6 protein-coding genes are annotated in these 18122 nt (G+C 41.9%); all 6 read left to right on the top strand.

Features of this window, described 5'->3' with window-relative positions; all coding sequences use genetic code 11:
* The first annotated feature begins 199 nt into the window (after positions 1-199).
* Entirely contained in the window at positions 200-4972 is a 4773-nt protein-coding gene (locus V7K53_RS15025; RefSeq protein WP_335198316.1) for an esterase-like activity of phytase family protein, read from the top strand.
* 386 nt (positions 4973-5358) lie between these two features.
* On the top strand, positions 5359-8034 hold the full coding sequence (locus V7K53_RS15030) for an alkaline phosphatase family protein (protein ID WP_335198317.1): 2676 nt from the start codon (positions 5359-5361) through the stop codon (positions 8032-8034).
* Between the two features lie 613 nt (positions 8035-8647).
* Positions 8648-10675 carry a non-ribosomal peptide synthetase gene (locus tag V7K53_RS15035; RefSeq protein ID WP_335198318.1) on the top strand — a complete coding sequence of 676 codons (2028 nt, stop codon included), beginning with the start codon at positions 8648-8650 and terminating at the stop codon, positions 10673-10675.
* A gap of 3 nt (positions 10676-10678) precedes the next feature.
* Positions 10679-15634 carry an aminotransferase class III-fold pyridoxal phosphate-dependent enzyme gene (locus V7K53_RS15040; RefSeq protein ID WP_335198319.1) on the top strand — a complete coding sequence of 1652 codons (4956 nt, stop codon included), beginning with the start codon at positions 10679-10681 and terminating at the stop codon, positions 15632-15634.
* Between the two features lie 87 nt (positions 15635-15721).
* A complete protein-coding gene (locus V7K53_RS15045; protein WP_335198320.1) occupies positions 15722-16720 on the top strand; it encodes a cupin-like domain-containing protein in 999 nt (332 codons plus the stop codon).
* A 241-nt stretch (positions 16721-16961) separates the two neighbouring features.
* Positions 16962-18104 (top strand): acyltransferase family protein, encoded by a 1143-nt coding sequence (locus V7K53_RS15050; protein WP_335198321.1) that lies wholly within the window; start codon positions 16962-16964, stop codon positions 18102-18104.
* Positions 18105-18122: the final 18 nt, after the last annotated feature.

Below are 18122 nucleotides of genomic sequence, written 5' to 3' on the forward strand. Positions count from 1 at the left end.
GTTGATTTTGATACCAAAATGCTCTAGTGAAATGTCAATTGTAGTGGTGATTGACATTTAATAGTTCAGACTCAACAAGCTTACAAGTCAATTACATCTTTGAAGCCCAAAACTATTAGTTTATCCTCACCATATTACTTTTTTGATTCCACTGGAGCGAAGACCATCTCAACAATTAAACACAGGGAGATTCTCTTTCATGGCTAAGAACGTCATCATTATGATTGGGGATGGTATGGGCTGGCAAATGGCTCGTGCTGCGTCCATCTACAAAGAGATTCAAAATGGTAAGACAGGTGCTAACCTAAGTGATTTTTATACACAAGGTAAGGGTCAAGGACTCAACTTTCAAACACTCCAAGGCTACGGTTTGGCAACCACCTACGGGACAACGATCGCTGATAGTAATGGAGTTTTTAATACTGGTAATTCCGCTCTTGACGGGACTAATCCCATCACAGGAGAAAGCCCAGTTCGTCCTGGTTTCACCTTCGATCCAACTTTTAACCAAGGTAATACCCCAACAGGTGGCGCAAAAGTCAGTGATGGTGCTGTTGGGAATCTAGTAGGTTATGACCCTACCAGAGGCGGCGTTAATCCTTGGACTCCCGGTAACGATCCTGAATATATTAAGTACAGCTATCCTGACTCTGCAAACACCGCGACAACTCTATACACTGGCGTTAAAAGCTACAACAACGCTGTTGGCGTTGATATTTTTGAGAATCCTCTAGAAACAATTCTCAAAACTGCAAACGAAGTTGGTAAATCTACTGGTTTAGTAACTTCAGTTCCCATTGACCACGCGACACCTGCTGCTGCTGCTGCCAACGTTAACCGTCGCAGCAAGTATGATGCTGATTATCCGGCATTAGATAACATCCTGCAACAGCAACTCCGTGTCTATCAACCAACAGTATTACTTGGTGGTGGACACCCACTCTCTGCTCCTGGAGACTTATTACCAGCAGGGGTTGAGCCGAATACGAGCAATGAATACATTAGCCAATCTACCTACACAGAACTTAGCACTAAACCAACAAACAACCTCTACGATTACACCTTTTTAGAGCGGGGTGAAAATGCCGCCCAGAAACTCGCTGAAACTGCGGCGACAATCGATCCAGAAAAAGGCGATCGCCTCTTCGGTCTATACGGTGCGCGTGGTCAAAATGGTAACTTACCTGTCAGTTCTGCCAACGGCGACTACAGCACCACTGGTTTAGATATGTTCAGCGTTTTCACTAACCAAGGTGATAACACCAAAGTGGACACCACACGTCCACTGCTTCCCGGAGAGACGGATGCATCTTTCATTGCCAAAGAGGTTAATGAAAACCCAACCCTCAAAGAATTGACAAGTGCTGCATTAGATGTGTTGGGTAAAGATCCCGATGGTTTCTGGTTAATGGTTGAAGGTGGCGATATCGATTGGTCTGCCCATGATAACAACATAGACAACTTGATCGGCACCACCCTGGACTTCGATAAAGCAGTTGGATCTACGATTGACTGGATCGATAACAATGGTGGTTGGGATGAAAACCTACTAATCGTTACTGCTGACCACGATCACTACCTGACTCTTGACGGTAATTTTCCGACTTTAGTAAAAAATCAAGATGCTGAAGCATTAACCAATTTGGATACTCCAGCAGAAGTTGGACATTACTGGGGGTCCGCTCCCAATGTCAAGTATGGTTGGGGAACTCACACCAACCGTCCCGTACCTGTTTACTACCAAGGTGCTGGTTCTGAAGTGTTAAATAGCTTGGTAGGTAAAGGTTATAACGCCTACGGTTCTGATATTCCAGGAATTGCGGGTTTAAACGATCAAACCCACATCTACCAAACGATGTTTGCCTCAATAGTGCCAAAAGTTGAGTTAGTCGGTTTTGCTTCTTTACCTGCTGATACCTTTAGTGATGGCCCAACTTCTGGTAAAGATGTTTCAGCCAATGGCAGAACCGGGCCTTTCCCAGGACGGCCAATTCAAGGCTTTAGCGGTGTTCAATTTGCTAACAGCAACTCTTTGTACTTCCTGTCAGACAATGGTTACGGTAGCAAAGACAATAGTGCAGATTTCCTGCTGCGGATCAATCGTCTAGACCCGAATTTTAAGGGAACAGAAAATGGCGATGGCAGCGTTAAAGTTTTAGACTACATTCAATTGTCTGACCCTAACAATAAAGTTCCTTTTGAAATTGTGAATGAGGGAACTACTCAAAGATTGCTGACTGGTGCAGACTTTGATGTAGAGTCATTCGTCTTTGATAAAGATGGGACAATCTGGATTGGAGACGAGTTTGGCCCTTACCTGCTGCATTTTGATGCCGCTGGTAAGTTATTAGAGGCTCCGATCGCTACACCCGACCAATTTAAAACTTTAGATGGAGAAGCTCCTAAAGTTATTGGTCACAGAGGTGCAAGTGGCTATCGTCCAGAGCATACCTTAGAGTCTTATAAACAAGCAATTGAGCGAGGCGCTGACTTCATTGAGCCTGACTTGGTTGTGACAAAAGATGGTGTGCTAATTGCCCGCCATGAGCCAGCTTTAGCAGTTTTGAACGCTGATGGTACTGTCAATTTTAACAATACAACCACAGATGTTTACAAACATCCAGAGTTTGCCGATCGCAAGAAAACGGTAAGTTTAGATGGAAACACACTTACAGGTTGGTTTGCTGAAGACTTCACTTTAGCTGAAATCAAGACTTTACGGGCAGAAGAACGTCTACCTTTCCGCGATCGCTCCTTTGACGATAAATTTGAGATTCCCACCTTCACGGAAGTCATCAATTTAGTTAAGCAAGTAGAAGCCGAGACAGGTAAAAAAATTGGCATCTACCCTGAAACTAAGCATCCGACTTATTTGGCTAATGAAGCCACTTATATAGGCACCACAGATAAAGTTAACAGAAACATCAGTCAGTTATTAATCGATACGCTCAAGGCAAATAACTTCACTGACCCCAGTCGGATCTTCATCCAGTCCTTTGAAGTTGGCAATCTCAAAGAATTGCATGATACCATCATGCCTACGGCTGGGGTGGATATTCCCCTAGTTCAATTGCTAGATGCAAGTGACATTGATATTAATGGCAAAATTATCGAAAGTCAGCCTTATGATTTGAAAGTCAGTGGTGACACTCGCACTTATGGCGACTTGCGAACTCCAGAAGGCTTGGCTGAAGTTGCCACTTATGCCGATGGCATTGGTCCTTGGAAGCGGATGATTGTTAGCGTCAAAGGTACTGATGCTAATGGTGATGGTAAAGCCGATGATGTGAATGGGGATGAAGCAGTCAATGATGCTGATAAGACAACATTACCTCCTTCTACCTTAATTCAAGATGCTCACAACGCCGGGTTACAGGTTCACCCCTATACATTCCGGGCGGAAGATCAGTATTTAGCAGCAGATTACAAAGGAAAGCTAGAGCTTGAAATTCAGCAGTTCTATCAATTAGGTGTAGACGCGCTATTTAGTGATTTCCCAGATATCGCGGATGAAGTACGGGATCAACTCAGAGACGATCCTCAGTATAATGTGGTGCGATCGCCACAAAACCCAGATGTGCTTTCAGGTGATGCTTTTGCTAACTTGGGTGGTTCCAAAGGTTTTGAAGGTGGAGCAATTAACGCCAGTAAAACCAAGCTTTATTTTCTTCTAGAAGGTACGGTTCAAGGCGATACTCCTGGTGCTTTGCGGATTAACGAATTTGATTTAGCCAGCCACAAGTACACTGATAAAAAGCTCCACTACAGATTGGATAATCCGTCAAATGCGATCGGAGATTTAGCAGTCATTAATGATAATGAGTACCTAGTCATTGAACGGGATAACAATCAAGGGGCTGCGGCTAAATTTAAGAGGATCTACAAAATAGACTTGTCCAAGACAGATTCTAATGGCTATGTAGCTAAAGAAGAAGTTGCAGACTTGTTAAATATCAAAGACCCCAACGACCTGAATGGTGATGGTAAGACTACCTTTGACTTCCCATTCCAAACCATTGAAAACGTTTTAGTTGTTGACAAAAATACCATTTTGGTAGCTAATGACAACAATTATCCCTTCTCTACAGGTCGTCCTGGAAACGATCCTCAAAATCCTGTCATAGACAATAATGAAATTCTACAACTGAAGTTAGAGAAGCCCCTTAACCTTGCTCCTGGTTTAGGTCAACCTCAAGCTGAAGAAATTAATTTTGGCTCCGCTACCAGCGATGATATTACCGTTGAGCCAAATCAAACCTTATTAACAGGTGACGGAGCAAATTTTGTAGAGGGTACTAAAGGTAACACAATCCAGACTGGAAACGGTGAAGACACGGTGTTAATCGGCAGTGACTCTTCAGTGTCCGGTGGAGAGGGTAACGATCGGATATTTATTGGTCAAAATGGCCCGGCTCAAAATACTACTGCTGATGGTGGCAATGGTAATGATGTTATTACCGTAGTGGAAGCTAGTGGTAGTAATAATTTACTTGGGGCGGCAGGTGATGATAGTCTCACAGTAATTGAAGGTTCTCGTCAATCATCATTCGGTGGTTCAGGCAATGACACCCTTAAAAGTAGCGGTAGCAATAACCGTCTCTACGGTGGTTCTGGTGATGACAAACTCTTTTCTAATATCAATGATTCTCTGTTTGGTGGCGATGGTGATGATGTGCTATTTGCTGGTCAACAGGGTGGCGATCGCTTGAGTGGCGGTAGTGGTGCTGACCAATTCTGGATTGCTAACGCCAGTCTGCCAACTAGCAAGAATATTGTGACTGATTTCGCGATCGCCATTGATAAAATCGGGCTTGGCGGTGTTGGTATCACTCAATTTAGTGCTTTAACACTGTTGCAACAGGGTAGTGACACTATCGTGAAAACCGGAAATACAGAGTTGGTTTCATTGCTGGGAATTGCAGCAACTAGCCTTACAGCAAATGATTTCATTTTTTCTGCTAGTGTCGTTTAACCAAAAGATGATTACAGCTTAGATTCAACATTCATTCATTAGTTAAGCTGTAGCGATTTTGCTAATGCGGGGGAATGATATTCCCTCGCTTTTTATATCTATTAGTAATTTTGTCTTTAAAAATACGTCTCCTTTTTGTCCCAAATCTTAACTTGTCTATAACTTTCCTTAAACATTGAACAACTATCTTTTGAGACAGTAACCAAAGTTAAGTTCATTTAATTGTCTGCACTATTTTTTGTGGACACTAAGCATTTTGTCGCCAAATACTATTTAGGTTTCTGTAGCCAAGAATTTTTTGCTTGGGTTGAGCGTAATTAATTGCTCATACAGATACAGAATCGCTGCGATTAATCGTAGCTCACAATACTTAAGGAATAGTAAGCATGGCTGATACAAATGGCAACGGTAGAAATGTTATTATTTTTGTTGCAGATGGATTGCGTAACGGTTCTGTAAACCCCACTGATACCCCAACTTTATATAGCATCCGTCAGCAAGGAGTTAGTTTCGCCAATAGTCATTCGCTGTTTCCGACATTTACCACCCCGAATGCCTCTGCGATCGCCACGGGACATTATCTTGGTGATACAGGTGACTTTAGCAACACCATTTACACTGGTTTTCCTAGTCCTAATGCCAATGGTAGTGTCACACCATTCATCGAAAATGATGCGGTTTTGGGAGATATTGACGAAAAATTTCCCGGTAACAACTTTTTAGATGAAGAGTCACTCTTAGCTTACGCGCGATCGAAGGGTTTCAACACAGCAGCAGTTGGTAAATTAGGACCTGTTGCGATCCAAGATGTTACCCAAGTTAACCGAGAAGGTGGTACTACAGGTACTATTCCTACTCCCGATACAATTATTATTGATGACACTACAAATGGTGCAACCCCTCCACCTACAGCCGCCGGTTCACCTTCTGCTGTTCCACTCGATCCAGATATTGTCAAACGCTTACAAGCTGCTGGTTTAGATGTAAAACCGACAACGCGAGTCCAACCAGCTGGTACCAATACAACTCCTGGCACCCTGAATGCCAATGTTGCTCAACAACAATACTTTGCAGATGCCACTACCAAAGTAGTTTTACCCAAGTTTCAGGAAGATGGTAAACCATTCGCATTGGTTTACTGGTCAAGAGATCCCGATGGTAGTCAACATAATCAAGGTGATAGTTTAAACACGTTGACACCAGGTATCAATGGTCCTACTTCAAAAGCTGGGGCCAAAAATGCTGATGATAATTTAAAGCAACTTCTTGACTATCTCAAGAGTACAGGCTTGGATAAGACTACTGATGTCTTTGTTACTTCCGACCACGGTTTTTCTACCATCAGCAAACAAGCTATTGATAGCCAAGGCACAAAAACTACAAGTTATGCTGCCACCCAAACTTATGCAGGCGTAAATCCGGGATTTCTACCAGCAGGCTTTGTTGCTATTGATTTGGCTCACGATCTCGGTCTACCCTTATACGATTCTAACCCTACAACCCTTCCCCCAGACCTCAACAAGATCCAGTATGCAACTGTTGATGCCACAAAAGGTCAACGACCTATTTCTGGGAATGGTGTAATTGGTGGAACAGGTGAGGTAATTAATGGCCAACTTGACCCAGGTACAAAGATAGTTGTAGCTGCCAATGGTGGTTCTGACTTGATTTATCTACCTAATGGCAATGCTGACTTAGCTAAACAGGTAGTGAATTTGCTTGCACAAAAAGACTACATCAGTGGTATTTTTGTAGACGATGCCTATGGAAATATTCCAGGTGCTTTACCACTGAGTGCGATCGGGCTAAAAGGTGATGCTCAAACACCAGTTCCATCTATAGTTATCAACTTCAAAACCTTTAGCACCGACCCAAGTAATCCAAACAACCCTCAAGCTCAAGTAGAAATTGCTGATACAACTTTGCAGCAAGGGCAGGGAATGCATGGCAGCTTTGGTCGAGGTGACACCTTCAATAACATGGAGGCTATTGGCCCTGACTTTAAACAAGGCTATGTGGATTATGCGCCCGTCAGTAATGCTGATGTAACACCTACACTTGCTCGGATTCTGGGGTTAAACATTCCCACTAATGGCGATTTGAAAGGTCGTGCCATTACAGAAGCACTGGTGGGAGGCCCGGATACAGTTTCCTCCACAAAAGAAGTCTTGACTTCGCAAGAAGCTACTAATGGTCAAGCAACAATTCTCGATTCTCAAAGTGTAGGCAATACTCATTACTTTACAGCCGCAGGGTTTGATGGTCGCACTGTTGGACTAACAACACTAGACCTTCAATTTGGTTCTACCAGTAGTGATGATGTCACCCTTAAGCCCAATCAAATCTTATTTACAGGTGACGGAGCAGACTTTGTAAAAGGTAATAAAGGTAACAAAATTCAGACTGGAAACGGTGAAGATACTGTGGTAGTTGGTAGTAACTCCTCTGTGTCTACTGGGGATGGTAACGATCAAATCTTGATTGGCGCAAATGGCCCTGCTAACAACACTAATGCTTATGGTGGCAATGGTAATGATGAAGTTACCGTAGTCGAAGCTAATGGTAGTAATAATTTGTTTGGAGGCGCAGGTGCTGATACTTTGACGGTAGTTGAAGGTACTCGTCAATTATCCCTCGGTGGCTCAGGTAACGACACCCTCACCAGTAATGGTAGCAATAACCGTCTCTATGGTGGCTCTGGAGATGACAAATTATTCTCTAGTGTAAATGATTCACTATTTGGTGGTGATAATGATGATGTGCTATTTGCTGGTCAGCAGGGTAGTAATAGCCTTACTGGTGGTGCTGGTGCTGACCAGTTCTGGATTGCTAACGCCAGTTTGCCATCTAGCAAGAACATTGTGACTGATTTTGCGATCGGTATTGATAAAATCGGGCTGGGCGGGATTGGCGTAACTCAGTTTAGTGCTCTAACCCTATTGCAACAGGGTGCTGACACTATCGTAAAAATCGGAAATACAGAGTTGGCTTCATTACTACAAATTACCTCAACGAATCTGACAGCAAATGATTTCGTTTTCTCTGCTAGTGTTGTGGCTTAGTCTGTTGACCTAATGCAGTACAGCAGAAATAACTATCAGTAGAAACAGCGGTTTTCAATTACGTAGACTACAGCAAATAGTTGGTTATTATGGGGTGGGCATTGTAATGCTCACCCTATTCTCATTTCGCTGGAGTCCAACCTGCCTCGAAGAGTTTACATTACTTATCAGTTGCTAAAATCGCAGTATTCCTTGTTCCTCAAGGTATTAATTCTTCTTGTTATCTCAAAATAAGCCTGCGTACAGTTAATATTCCCATTGCAAACATCTCTAAAGTTTTAATTTTCAATGAAGATGTACTGGAAATAACTGCGATTTAGAGGAAATAGGTCAGAATGAGAGAACTAAATCTTAGAGTCAGTGCCCTTTCACACAAATATTGTAGGATTGCGGCATAATTTTTTGTCAAACTAGTCTTTTGATATAAATTTAAAGCTAACAATATAACCATAAATTCTACGTGAAAACACTAATAACCAAACATATAAAAACCCTTTCCCACTATTTATTTTATCTGTTTATGTAAATACGAAAAATAAACATCTCATTTTAAATTTAAATACACCCAATTCCTTGTTAATCATTGATATAAATATTTTGCTTTAAGTTAGAAATGAAACTAATAACTAATTCATTGGCTCAAAATAAAAATGAATTAATGATGACTAATGGTCAAACTTCATCATCAAAAAACAACTTAGAACGAGATAATTTAACATTACCTATTTTGAAAAGATCTGAGAATAACTTACTAATAGAGTGGAATCATACTCAAACTGATTATCCTCAACAAGCGTCTATTCATCAGTTGTTTGAAGCACAAGTCGAGAAAACACCTGATGCTGTAGCACTAATTTTTAATAATCAGCATCTTACTTATAGAGATTTGAATAGTCGTGCTAATCAACTAGCAAAACATCTACAATCACTAGGGGTAGGAACAGAAATTCTTGTAGGAATCTGCATAGAGCGCTCCTTAGAACTAGTTGTAGCACTCTTAGCTATCCTTAAAGCAGGTGGAGCTTATGTACCATTAGATCCAGGGTATCCACAAGAACGTTTAGCTTTCATGCTGTCAGATACCCAGGTATCTGTATTATTAACTCAAAAAGAACTAGTTACCAAATTACCTACTCACACAGCATTTGTAATTTGTCTAGATGCAGATTGGAATACAATCGCCCTAAATAAAAAAGATAACTTAAGCACTAGTGTCACTGCTGATAACTTGGCTTATGTGATGTATACATCAGGTTCTACAGGTACACCCAAAGGTGTTAGTGTTATCCATCGTGGTGTAGTTAGATTAGTCAAAGAAACTAATTATGCTCAACTCACGCCTGAAGAAGTAATTCTGCAACTTGCTCCTATTTCCTTCGATGCTTCCACTTTTGAAATTTGGGGTTGTTTACTTAATGGTGGGCGACTAGTAATTTACCCTCCTAATACACCATCTTTAGAAGAATTAGGGCAGATTATTCAGCAATACCAAGTTACTACTCTTTGGCTGACTGCTGGTTTATTTCACCTGATAGTAGATGAAAAAATTGATGCTTTAAAATCCTTACGTCAACTTTTAGCGGGTGGTGATGTCTTATCTGTTCCCCATGTGCAGAAGTTTCTCCAAACAGTAGAGAACTGTCAACTAATTAATGGTTATGGGCCAACTGAGAATACAACTTTTACCTGTTGTCATCCGATAACAGCCCCACTGCAACCAGATGTTTCGATTCCTATTGGTCGTCCAATTGCTAACACCCAAGTTTATATATTAGATAACAACCTCCAGTCAGTATCAATTGGAGAAGTTGGTGAATTGTACATTGGTGGTGATGGGTTAGCTAGAGGCTATTTAAATCGCCCAGACTTAACTGCTGAAAAATTCATTTCTCACTCATTTGATGGCAATTTAGCAACGCGCCTTTACAAAACTGGGGATTTAGCTCGTTATCTTCCAGATGGCAATATCGAGTTCTTAGGTCGGATTGACAATCAGGTAAAAATTCGCGGTTTCCGAATTGAACTAGGGGAAATTGAGCGAGAAATTGCACAACATCCTGACGTTCGGGAAATTATCGTCTTAGCTCGTCAAGATGAAGCAGGCGAAAAGCAGTTAACGGCTTATATTGTTCCTCACTATAACAGTGGGTATACGCACAATAAATTACGTGGTTTCTTACAACAGCGATTACCTAATTACATGGTGCCATCAGTATTTGTGATGTTAGAGTCACTGCCTTTGACTGCAAATGGCAAAGTAGATAGACATAAATTGCCAGCACCAAGTAAAGAACGTCCGCAACTGGAACAAGCGTACATTGCTCCCCAAACAGATTTAGAACGTCTGCTTGCAGGTATTTTATCCGAACTGCTCAAAATAGATCGCGTTGGGATTGATGATAATTTCTTTGATTTGGGAGCAACTTCAATCTCAATTCTCCAAGTTGCCGCGCGAATAAAACAGGAACTTGGTATTGAGCTACCTGCTGTGAAGCTATTTCAGTATTCAACAATTGGCTCTTTAGCAAACTATTTGCATTCAAACCAGAACAGCCAACCGTCTTCTGACAAGCTGCAAAATCGCGCCCAACGCCAACAAGCAGCTCGTGCTCGTCGCCGTAATCATCAACAAGGTGTTTAAGCAATGGTAAATATGCAAGCATCCGATAACCAAGATCCTAGTGATGGTGTTGCCATTATTGGCATGGTAGGAAGATTTCCTGGCGCTGGAAATGTCGATGAGTTTTGGCGCAATCTGTGCGAGGGATTAGAATCAACGACTTTCTTTGAAGATGAAGAATTAGATCTTAGTATCGATCCGAACCTTTGCAAAGATCCTAGCTATGTAAAAGCTAGAGGGATAATTCCTGGGGGAGAAACCTTTGATGCCGCTTTCTTTGGCATTAATCCGCTAGAAGCTGTGGTTATGGACCCACAGGCTAGAGTATTCCTAGAGTTGGTTTATGAAGCCCTAGAAAATGCTGGTTATGAATCAGAGTCTTTTGAAGGTTTGATTGGTTTGTACGCTGGTTGTGGTCAAAATACTTATTTTGCTAACCATATTGCTGGTCGGATGGAAATTGTCGATCGCATCGGTGAATTCCAAACGATGTTAGCCAATGAAAAAGACTTTTTAACCACCCGTGCGGCTTACAAACTCAACCTCAAAGGCCCAGCTGTCAGCGTCAATACAGCCTGTTCTACTTCTTTGGTAGCAGTCATTCAGGCTTGCCAAGCCTTAACCAGCTATCAGTGCGATTTGGCTTTGTCTGGTGGTGTATCTATGACTACACCCCAAAACAGCGGTTATATAGCTCAAGAAGGCAGTATGCTCTCTGGAGATGGGCATTGTCGTCCCTTTGATGCCAGCGCTCAGGGCACAATGTTCAATAATGGCGCAGGAGTAGTTGTCCTCAAGCGTTTAGAAGATGCACTCAATGATGGCGATCGCATCTATGCTGTAATTCGAGGTTCTGGTATCAATAATGACGGCGCTGATAAGGTGAGCTTTACGGCTCCCAGCGTCGATGGACAAGCAGAGGCCATTGCAATGGCCCAAGCTTATGCCAACTTTCACCCAGAAACCATCTCTTATATTGAAGCTCACGGCACAGCTACACCTTTAGGCGACCCAATTGAAATTGAAGCGCTGACGCAAGCATTCCGGGTGCATACAGATGCTAAACAATTTTGTGCAATCGGTTCTCTTAAAAGCAATGTCGGACATTTAGTTGCGGCGGCTGGAGTAGCAGGGTTAATTAAAACCGCTCTCGCCCTGCATTATAAAAAGATTCCACCTAGTTTAAATTTTGAGGCTCCCAATCCCAAAATTGACCTTGCCAACAGCCCTTTCTATGTAAATACCAAACTAGCTGAATGGTCGGAGGGTGAAACTCCGCGACGAGCCGGTGTGAGTTCTTTTGGTGTCGGCGGGACTAATGCTCATATTGTGCTAGAAGAAGCGCCACAAATTCAAAGTTCCGGATCTTCTCGCCCACAGCAGCTATTGTTGCTCTCGGCAAAAACTAGTCAAGCTTTAGAGGCTGCAACCGCGAATTTACAGCAGCATTTACAATACAATGCCGAAATTAACTTAGCTGATGTAGCTTATACCCTACAGCGAGGGCGCAAATCTTTTAACTACCGACGCAGTGTAGTTTGTCACGATCTTACAGATGCGATCGCAGCCCTGCAATCTTTAGATTCAAATCAAGTAAATACCCGTCACATAGAAATCCGCAATCCAGCCGTTGTCTTCATGTTCCCCGGACAAGGATCGCAATATGTGAACATGGGACTGAATCTCTACAACCACGAACCTGTATTTCAGGAAGCAGTGGATGAATGTGCTGAAATCCTTAAGCCTTTACTGGGTAGGGATTTACGAGACATCATTTATCCCGCACCGAGCGATGCCTACGGTGGGCTACGCCTACGCGAAACTGCGGCTATGTCCCTGCGGCAAACCTGCTTTACTCAACCGGCACTATTCGTCATTGAATACGCTTTAGCGCAACTGTGGCAAAGTTGGGGAGTCAAGCCCCAAGCCATGATTGGTCACAGTATTGGCGAATTTGTCGCCGCCTGTATTGCGGGTGTATTCACCTTAGAAGATGCGTTGATGTTGGTTGCAACTCGCGGTCGCTTAATGTGGGAGTTACCAGCAGGGGCTATGCTTTTAGTGCGCCTACCAGCCAAAGAGGTAGAGCCGCGATTGAGTGCAGAACTAGCGATCGCTGCAATTAATGGTCCTTCGCTGTGTGTAGTTTCTGGTCCCACAGAGGCGATCGCGACTCTGCAAAAACAACTAGAAAGTGAAGAAGTTATCTGTCGCCATTTACACACTTCCCACGCTTTCCATTCCCCAATGATGGATAGTATCATAGCCCCCTTTGCTGAGGTAGTTGGGAAAGTTAAATTATCGCCACCCCAAATTCCCTTTGTATCTACAGTTACCGCCGACTGGATTACAGCCCAGCAAGCAACCGATCCGATGTATTGGGCTACACATCTGCGTCAGACTGTGCGATTTGCAGAGGGCGTACAAACCTTATGGCAGCAGCCAGAACGCGTACTGTTAGAAGTGGGGCCGCGAATCACAACTACGACCTTAGCCCGCCAACAAGCAAAAGATATTAAACAACAGATTGCGATTCCTTCTTTGGGTGATAACGCCGAGAACGAAGCCGAATGGACGGCATTACTCAAGGCAGTAGGACAACTGTGGCTAGCAGGAGTATCTATTGACTGGAGCAATTTCTATCAAAGGGAAACGCGCCAACGAATTCCTCTACCAACTTATCCCTTTGAACGCCAACGCTTCTGGATCGATCCTCCACCTCATCCCAATCGTGCAGCAACTCCCAAACTTTTAAATCCCCAATTATTAGAAAAGGCCCAAATTATGACAACATCCCCTCAGCAAAAGCTTATTCCCCTGCTCAAAGAAATTATCGAAGAAACATCAGGATTGGAAATTGCTAGTGTTGACGACTCCATAACATTTTTAGAAATGGGATTAGATTCCTTATCTTTGACACAAGTCGGGCTAGCGTTAAAGAAAAAATTTCAAGTCAAAGTCACACTTAGGCAGTTACTAGAAATTTACCCCAATTTAGGAACACTGGCCGACTTTATCAATTCAGCCTTGTCTTCCGAAACTTTATCCGCATTAGGATTAACAGAAACCGTTACAGATATCGTTCCAGAAACCTCATTGCCAGAACCTGCACCTGTAACCACATCACCCACCTTGGTGGTTCATGAAGTTCATACAAATGGATCGAATGGATCTGCACCGAAGATTTCCCTCCAACCTGCTGCATCTAGTAGCGTTCTAGAAGGTGTGATTAATCAGCAGCTACAAATTATGAGCCAGCAATTGGCGCTATTGGGTAATAGCAGTCAATCTGTAACAATCCCAGTTGTACCTGCGGCAACATCTCAAAATAATGGTGTCAAGCCACAAAATGCTGTATCCGTCCCCCCAACCCAAACCAGCAAAGAATCAGCATCAGTAGAAACAGAGTCAAATGGTGCTAAAAAGGCATTTGGTGCGGCTGCTCGAATTGAAAAGACCCAGACTAAAACTTTGACAGCCCAACAACGCACTCATCTAGACAAAATTATCCAAAGATATACAAAACGGACTCAAAAATCCAAAGAATATACTCAAACTCATCGCCCTTACTTAGCAGACCCAAGAACTGTTTCTGGGTTTAACCCGATGATGAAAGAGATGGTTTACCCCATCGTGGCGTCTCGTTCATCAGGTTCTAAACTTTGGGATGTTGATGGTAATGAATATGTCGATTTAAGCAATGGCTTTGGCTTGAATTTGTTTGGTTGGTCGCCACCTTTCATTACTGAGGCAATTGAAGCGCAACTCAAACTCGGCATGGAAATTGGCCCGCAAACTCCCTTGGTTGGAGAAGTGGCAAAGCTGATGTGTGAGTTGACTAACTTTGACCGAGCAGCCTTTTGCAACACAGGTTCGGAAGCGGTGCTGGGAGCGATGCGGATGGCACGCACCATCACAGGGCGTAACTTGATTGCCATTTTTTCTGGAGCTTATCACGGTATTTTGGATGAAGTAATTGTTCGGGGTACAAAGAAACTCCGGTCAATTCCTGCTGCTCCTGGTATCCCACCCGAAATGGTAGAGAACATTTTGGTTGTGGACTATGATTCGCCTGAGTCTCTAGAAATCCTCAGAAGTCGGGCTGATGAGTTAGCAGCAGTGATGGTGGAATCTGTGCAAAGCCGTCGCCCTGAATATCAGCCTAAAGAATTCCTCCAGCAATTGCGTGATTTCACAGAAGAAGCTGGTATTGCCCTGATTTTTGATGAAATTGTTACCGGATTCAGAATTCATCCAGGTGGCGCTCAAGCGCATTTCGGTATCAAGGCGGACATAGCGACTTACGGTAAAATTGTGGGCGGTGGGCTACCAATTGGAGTCATTGCTGGCAAATCACAATATATGGATGCTTTGGATGGTGGGTTTTGGCAGTTTGGCGATGACTCCGTTCCAGAGGTAGGTGTGACTTACTTCGCTGGCACTTTTGTCCGCCATCCTCTAGCACTAGCAGCCGCCAAAGCAGTACTTCAACATTTAAAACAGAGTGGCCCCAGCTTGCAGCAAAACCTCAATGCCAGAACCGATAAGTTTGTAGCGGAACTTATGGGCTATTTCCAGCAAGTTCAGGCTCCGTTTACAGCTTATAATTTCGGCTCCCTCTTCATGGTGAAGTCTTTACCAGAGTTTCCCTACGGAGATTTACTGTTTTACTTGCTGCGGGATAAGGGAGTGCATACTTGGGATCACCGTCCTTGCTTCTTGACGACAGCCCATTCCGAAGCCGATCTCGCTTTTGTAATGGCAGCCTTTAAAGAAAGTATTGCCGAAATGCAGTCTGCTGGCTTCTTGTCTGCACCGCCCATAGAAGTAACAAACCGCGAAGTTACCAATAACAGCCTACGCAATCGTCCTCCGCAACCTGATGCCAAATTAGGACGAGATCCCCAAGGAAATCCCGCTTGGTATATCCCCGATACCGAGCGTCCTGGGAAATATTTACAAGTCGCAAGTGTTTTCTGAAGTGCTTTAAAAAAGCAATTGCAGAAAAAGTATAGTGTGCGTCAATAATTTTTGCAAATAGCAAATACTCATCCATCCAGGTTTTGTATGTCAGTTGATAATCTACTTGAACCCAGTTCTATTAAGTGCGATCCGAAGCTTCCTGAACAAATCATTGAAACTGATGTTTCAAACTTCCGGGAAAACTTCAACTCTTCTCACTTCATGTTTTCGCATAACCTTGCAGGACATCCTTTATTTGAGATCCCCCGCTTAGTTGAACTGGCAAATACTATGCTAAGTCAGGGTAGAACAAATAAAATCCAGTCTTATATCAGCAAAGTTCCTGTTGAGCAAAAGTGGAATCAGCGACCTGGAATCAAGCAAATTAACGAGGCGATCGCACATATTAGTGAATCGGATTCTTGGGTCATGCTTGAAGATGTTCAAGCAGATCCAGAATATGCTGCCTTGGTCAACCAGATTATAACTGAACTCGAAACTCTTACAGGTAGACCCCTTCGGAAGCAGATGACCTGGCTAGGTGCTTACATCTTTATTGGTTCCCCAAATTCTATTACACCTTACCATATCGATAGTGAGTTGAATTTCCTGTTTCAAATTCAGGGCGAGAAAGATATGAGCCTCTTCAATCAAAGCGATCGTTCTGTACTGAGCGAAGAGGAGATTGAAAAATTTTATGTAGGCGACCTGAACGTAGCAAATTATAGAGAGGAGAATCAGAGTAAAGCAAGGGTTTATCATTTGCAACCAGGCAAGGGACTCCATCATCCGATATTGGCACCCCATTGGGCTAAAAATGGTAATAATGTCTCTGTAGCTTTGAGTATCCTCTTTTATCTGCGACCTTACGATCTCAAAGCCAGAATATATCAAGTCAACAGCTACTTACGCAGACTGGGATTAAAACCCACTCCACCAGATAAATCTGCTTTGAAAGATCGGCTCAAAATTTTTGCTCTGGGTCTTCTATCGGATCGCCAACCGAAAAGTAAATTTATGATCTTGCGCTCTGGTGTATTAAGACTCAAATCTCTTGAGGGAAAGTTAAAGCAATTTATCAACAAGATTGTGAAAAAAAGCTAATTTTTATCAAATGACTAATTATTAATTAGCCTAAATACTGAATTGGTGTTCTATAGCAATTCTAAATCATTTGTAAAATATTTTCTTCTAGACACTTTGCGTAGCTTGTTTTTATACAAGAGCAAGCACTTGTTACATCCTTTATGTAGCTGACATAAATCAACTACGCATCTAGTTTTAAAAATAATTTTTACAATTTCAATAGGATTGCTATAGAGAGAAACTAAAACCAAAAATATCAATGTATAAACACATCAAATCGCTCACTTCTTTACGCGGTATTGCAGCCTTGGTTGTTGTTATACACCATTTTTCTTACTACGGTTTACCGAAAACAGGTTCAACTTTATCAGCCTATACTAATTTTTTTCAAAATGGATATTTATGGGTTGATTTTTTCTTTATTCTGAGTGGTTTTATCATGACCCACGTTTATGCAGAGACTTTTTGTTTAAAAGTCAGTTTAAAAAACTATCGTTCATATTTATTCTCGCGTTTTGCTAGAATTTATCCTCTGCATATATTTATTATTTCTCTATTTGTTGGATTAGAGGTTGTAAAATTACTTTTCCTAAACACTTCTGCTTTTACTGGTAAATTTAACTTAACAGCTCTTTTTTCCAATATTTTTCTTCTCCAAGCATTTGACATAAAATGCCCACCTTTATTATGGTGTACTACTTATTGGAATGAGCCAGCTTGGTCAATAAGTGTAGAGTTTTTTATTTATTGCATATTTCCAATTTTATTATTAGTTTTATTAAGAAACAAATCTAAAAATGATTGGATAATTTATAGTTCTACTCTATTTTGTATATTACTATTAATTACCTTTACCCGTGGAAATTTAGATACTATTATTGGCATACCTTCGATAGCTAGATGTGGGCTAGAATGCATCCTTGGTATTATAACTTACAAAATTTATCATAGAGGTAATTATAAAAAGTATTTTAATCTTAATGTACTAGGAATTATAGCTATAACTTGGATAATTTTGATTATGCATTACTACTGGCATCATTTTCGTAACATTCATGATTGGCTAATTTTACCAGCTTTTTCTCTACTGATTTTATCTGTATCTATCAACCACAAAAGTCTAATATCAAAGTTTCTCAATTCACACTTAATGCTATATATCGGGACTATCTCTTACTCAATTTATATGGTTCATTGGTTTCTTCAAGAATTATTAAATTTTTTCTGGCTTTATAAATTTAACAATGTTTTTGGCAAAGAATTCACAGGATATCAATCGTTGACATCTTTAGGAGTATTTCTTATGATTGTCTTATTGGCTGCATCATTGACATATAGATTTGTAGAAGTCCCCGCACGTAATTATTTAAAGTCTACAATCTTGGCTAAACAAGGTATTTAAAGTCAGGAATATAAAAAA

Origin of the sequence: Nostoc sp., from assembly GCF_036917355.1 — a bacterium.
Taxonomy (GTDB): domain Bacteria; phylum Cyanobacteriota; class Cyanobacteriia; order Cyanobacteriales; family Nostocaceae; genus Nostoc.

Bases quoted from the DNA above. Each gene is read 5' to 3' on its own strand.
- V7K53_RS15045 (WP_335198320.1), top strand. From the start codon at position 15,722: ATGTCAGTTGATAATCTACTTGAACCCAGTTCTATTAAGTGCGATCCG.
- V7K53_RS15035 (WP_335198318.1), top strand. From the start codon at position 8,648: ATGAAACTAATAACTAATTCATTGGCTCAAAATAAAAATGAATTAATG.
- V7K53_RS15040 (WP_335198319.1), top strand. From the start codon at position 10,679: ATGGTAAATATGCAAGCATCCGATAACCAAGATCCTAGTGATGGTGTT.
- V7K53_RS15030 (WP_335198317.1), top strand. From the start codon at position 5,359: ATGGCTGATACAAATGGCAACGGTAGAAATGTTATTATTTTTGTTGCA.
- V7K53_RS15025 (WP_335198316.1), top strand. From the start codon at position 200: ATGGCTAAGAACGTCATCATTATGATTGGGGATGGTATGGGCTGGCAA.
- V7K53_RS15050 (WP_335198321.1), top strand. From the start codon at position 16,962: ATGTATAAACACATCAAATCGCTCACTTCTTTACGCGGTATTGCAGCC.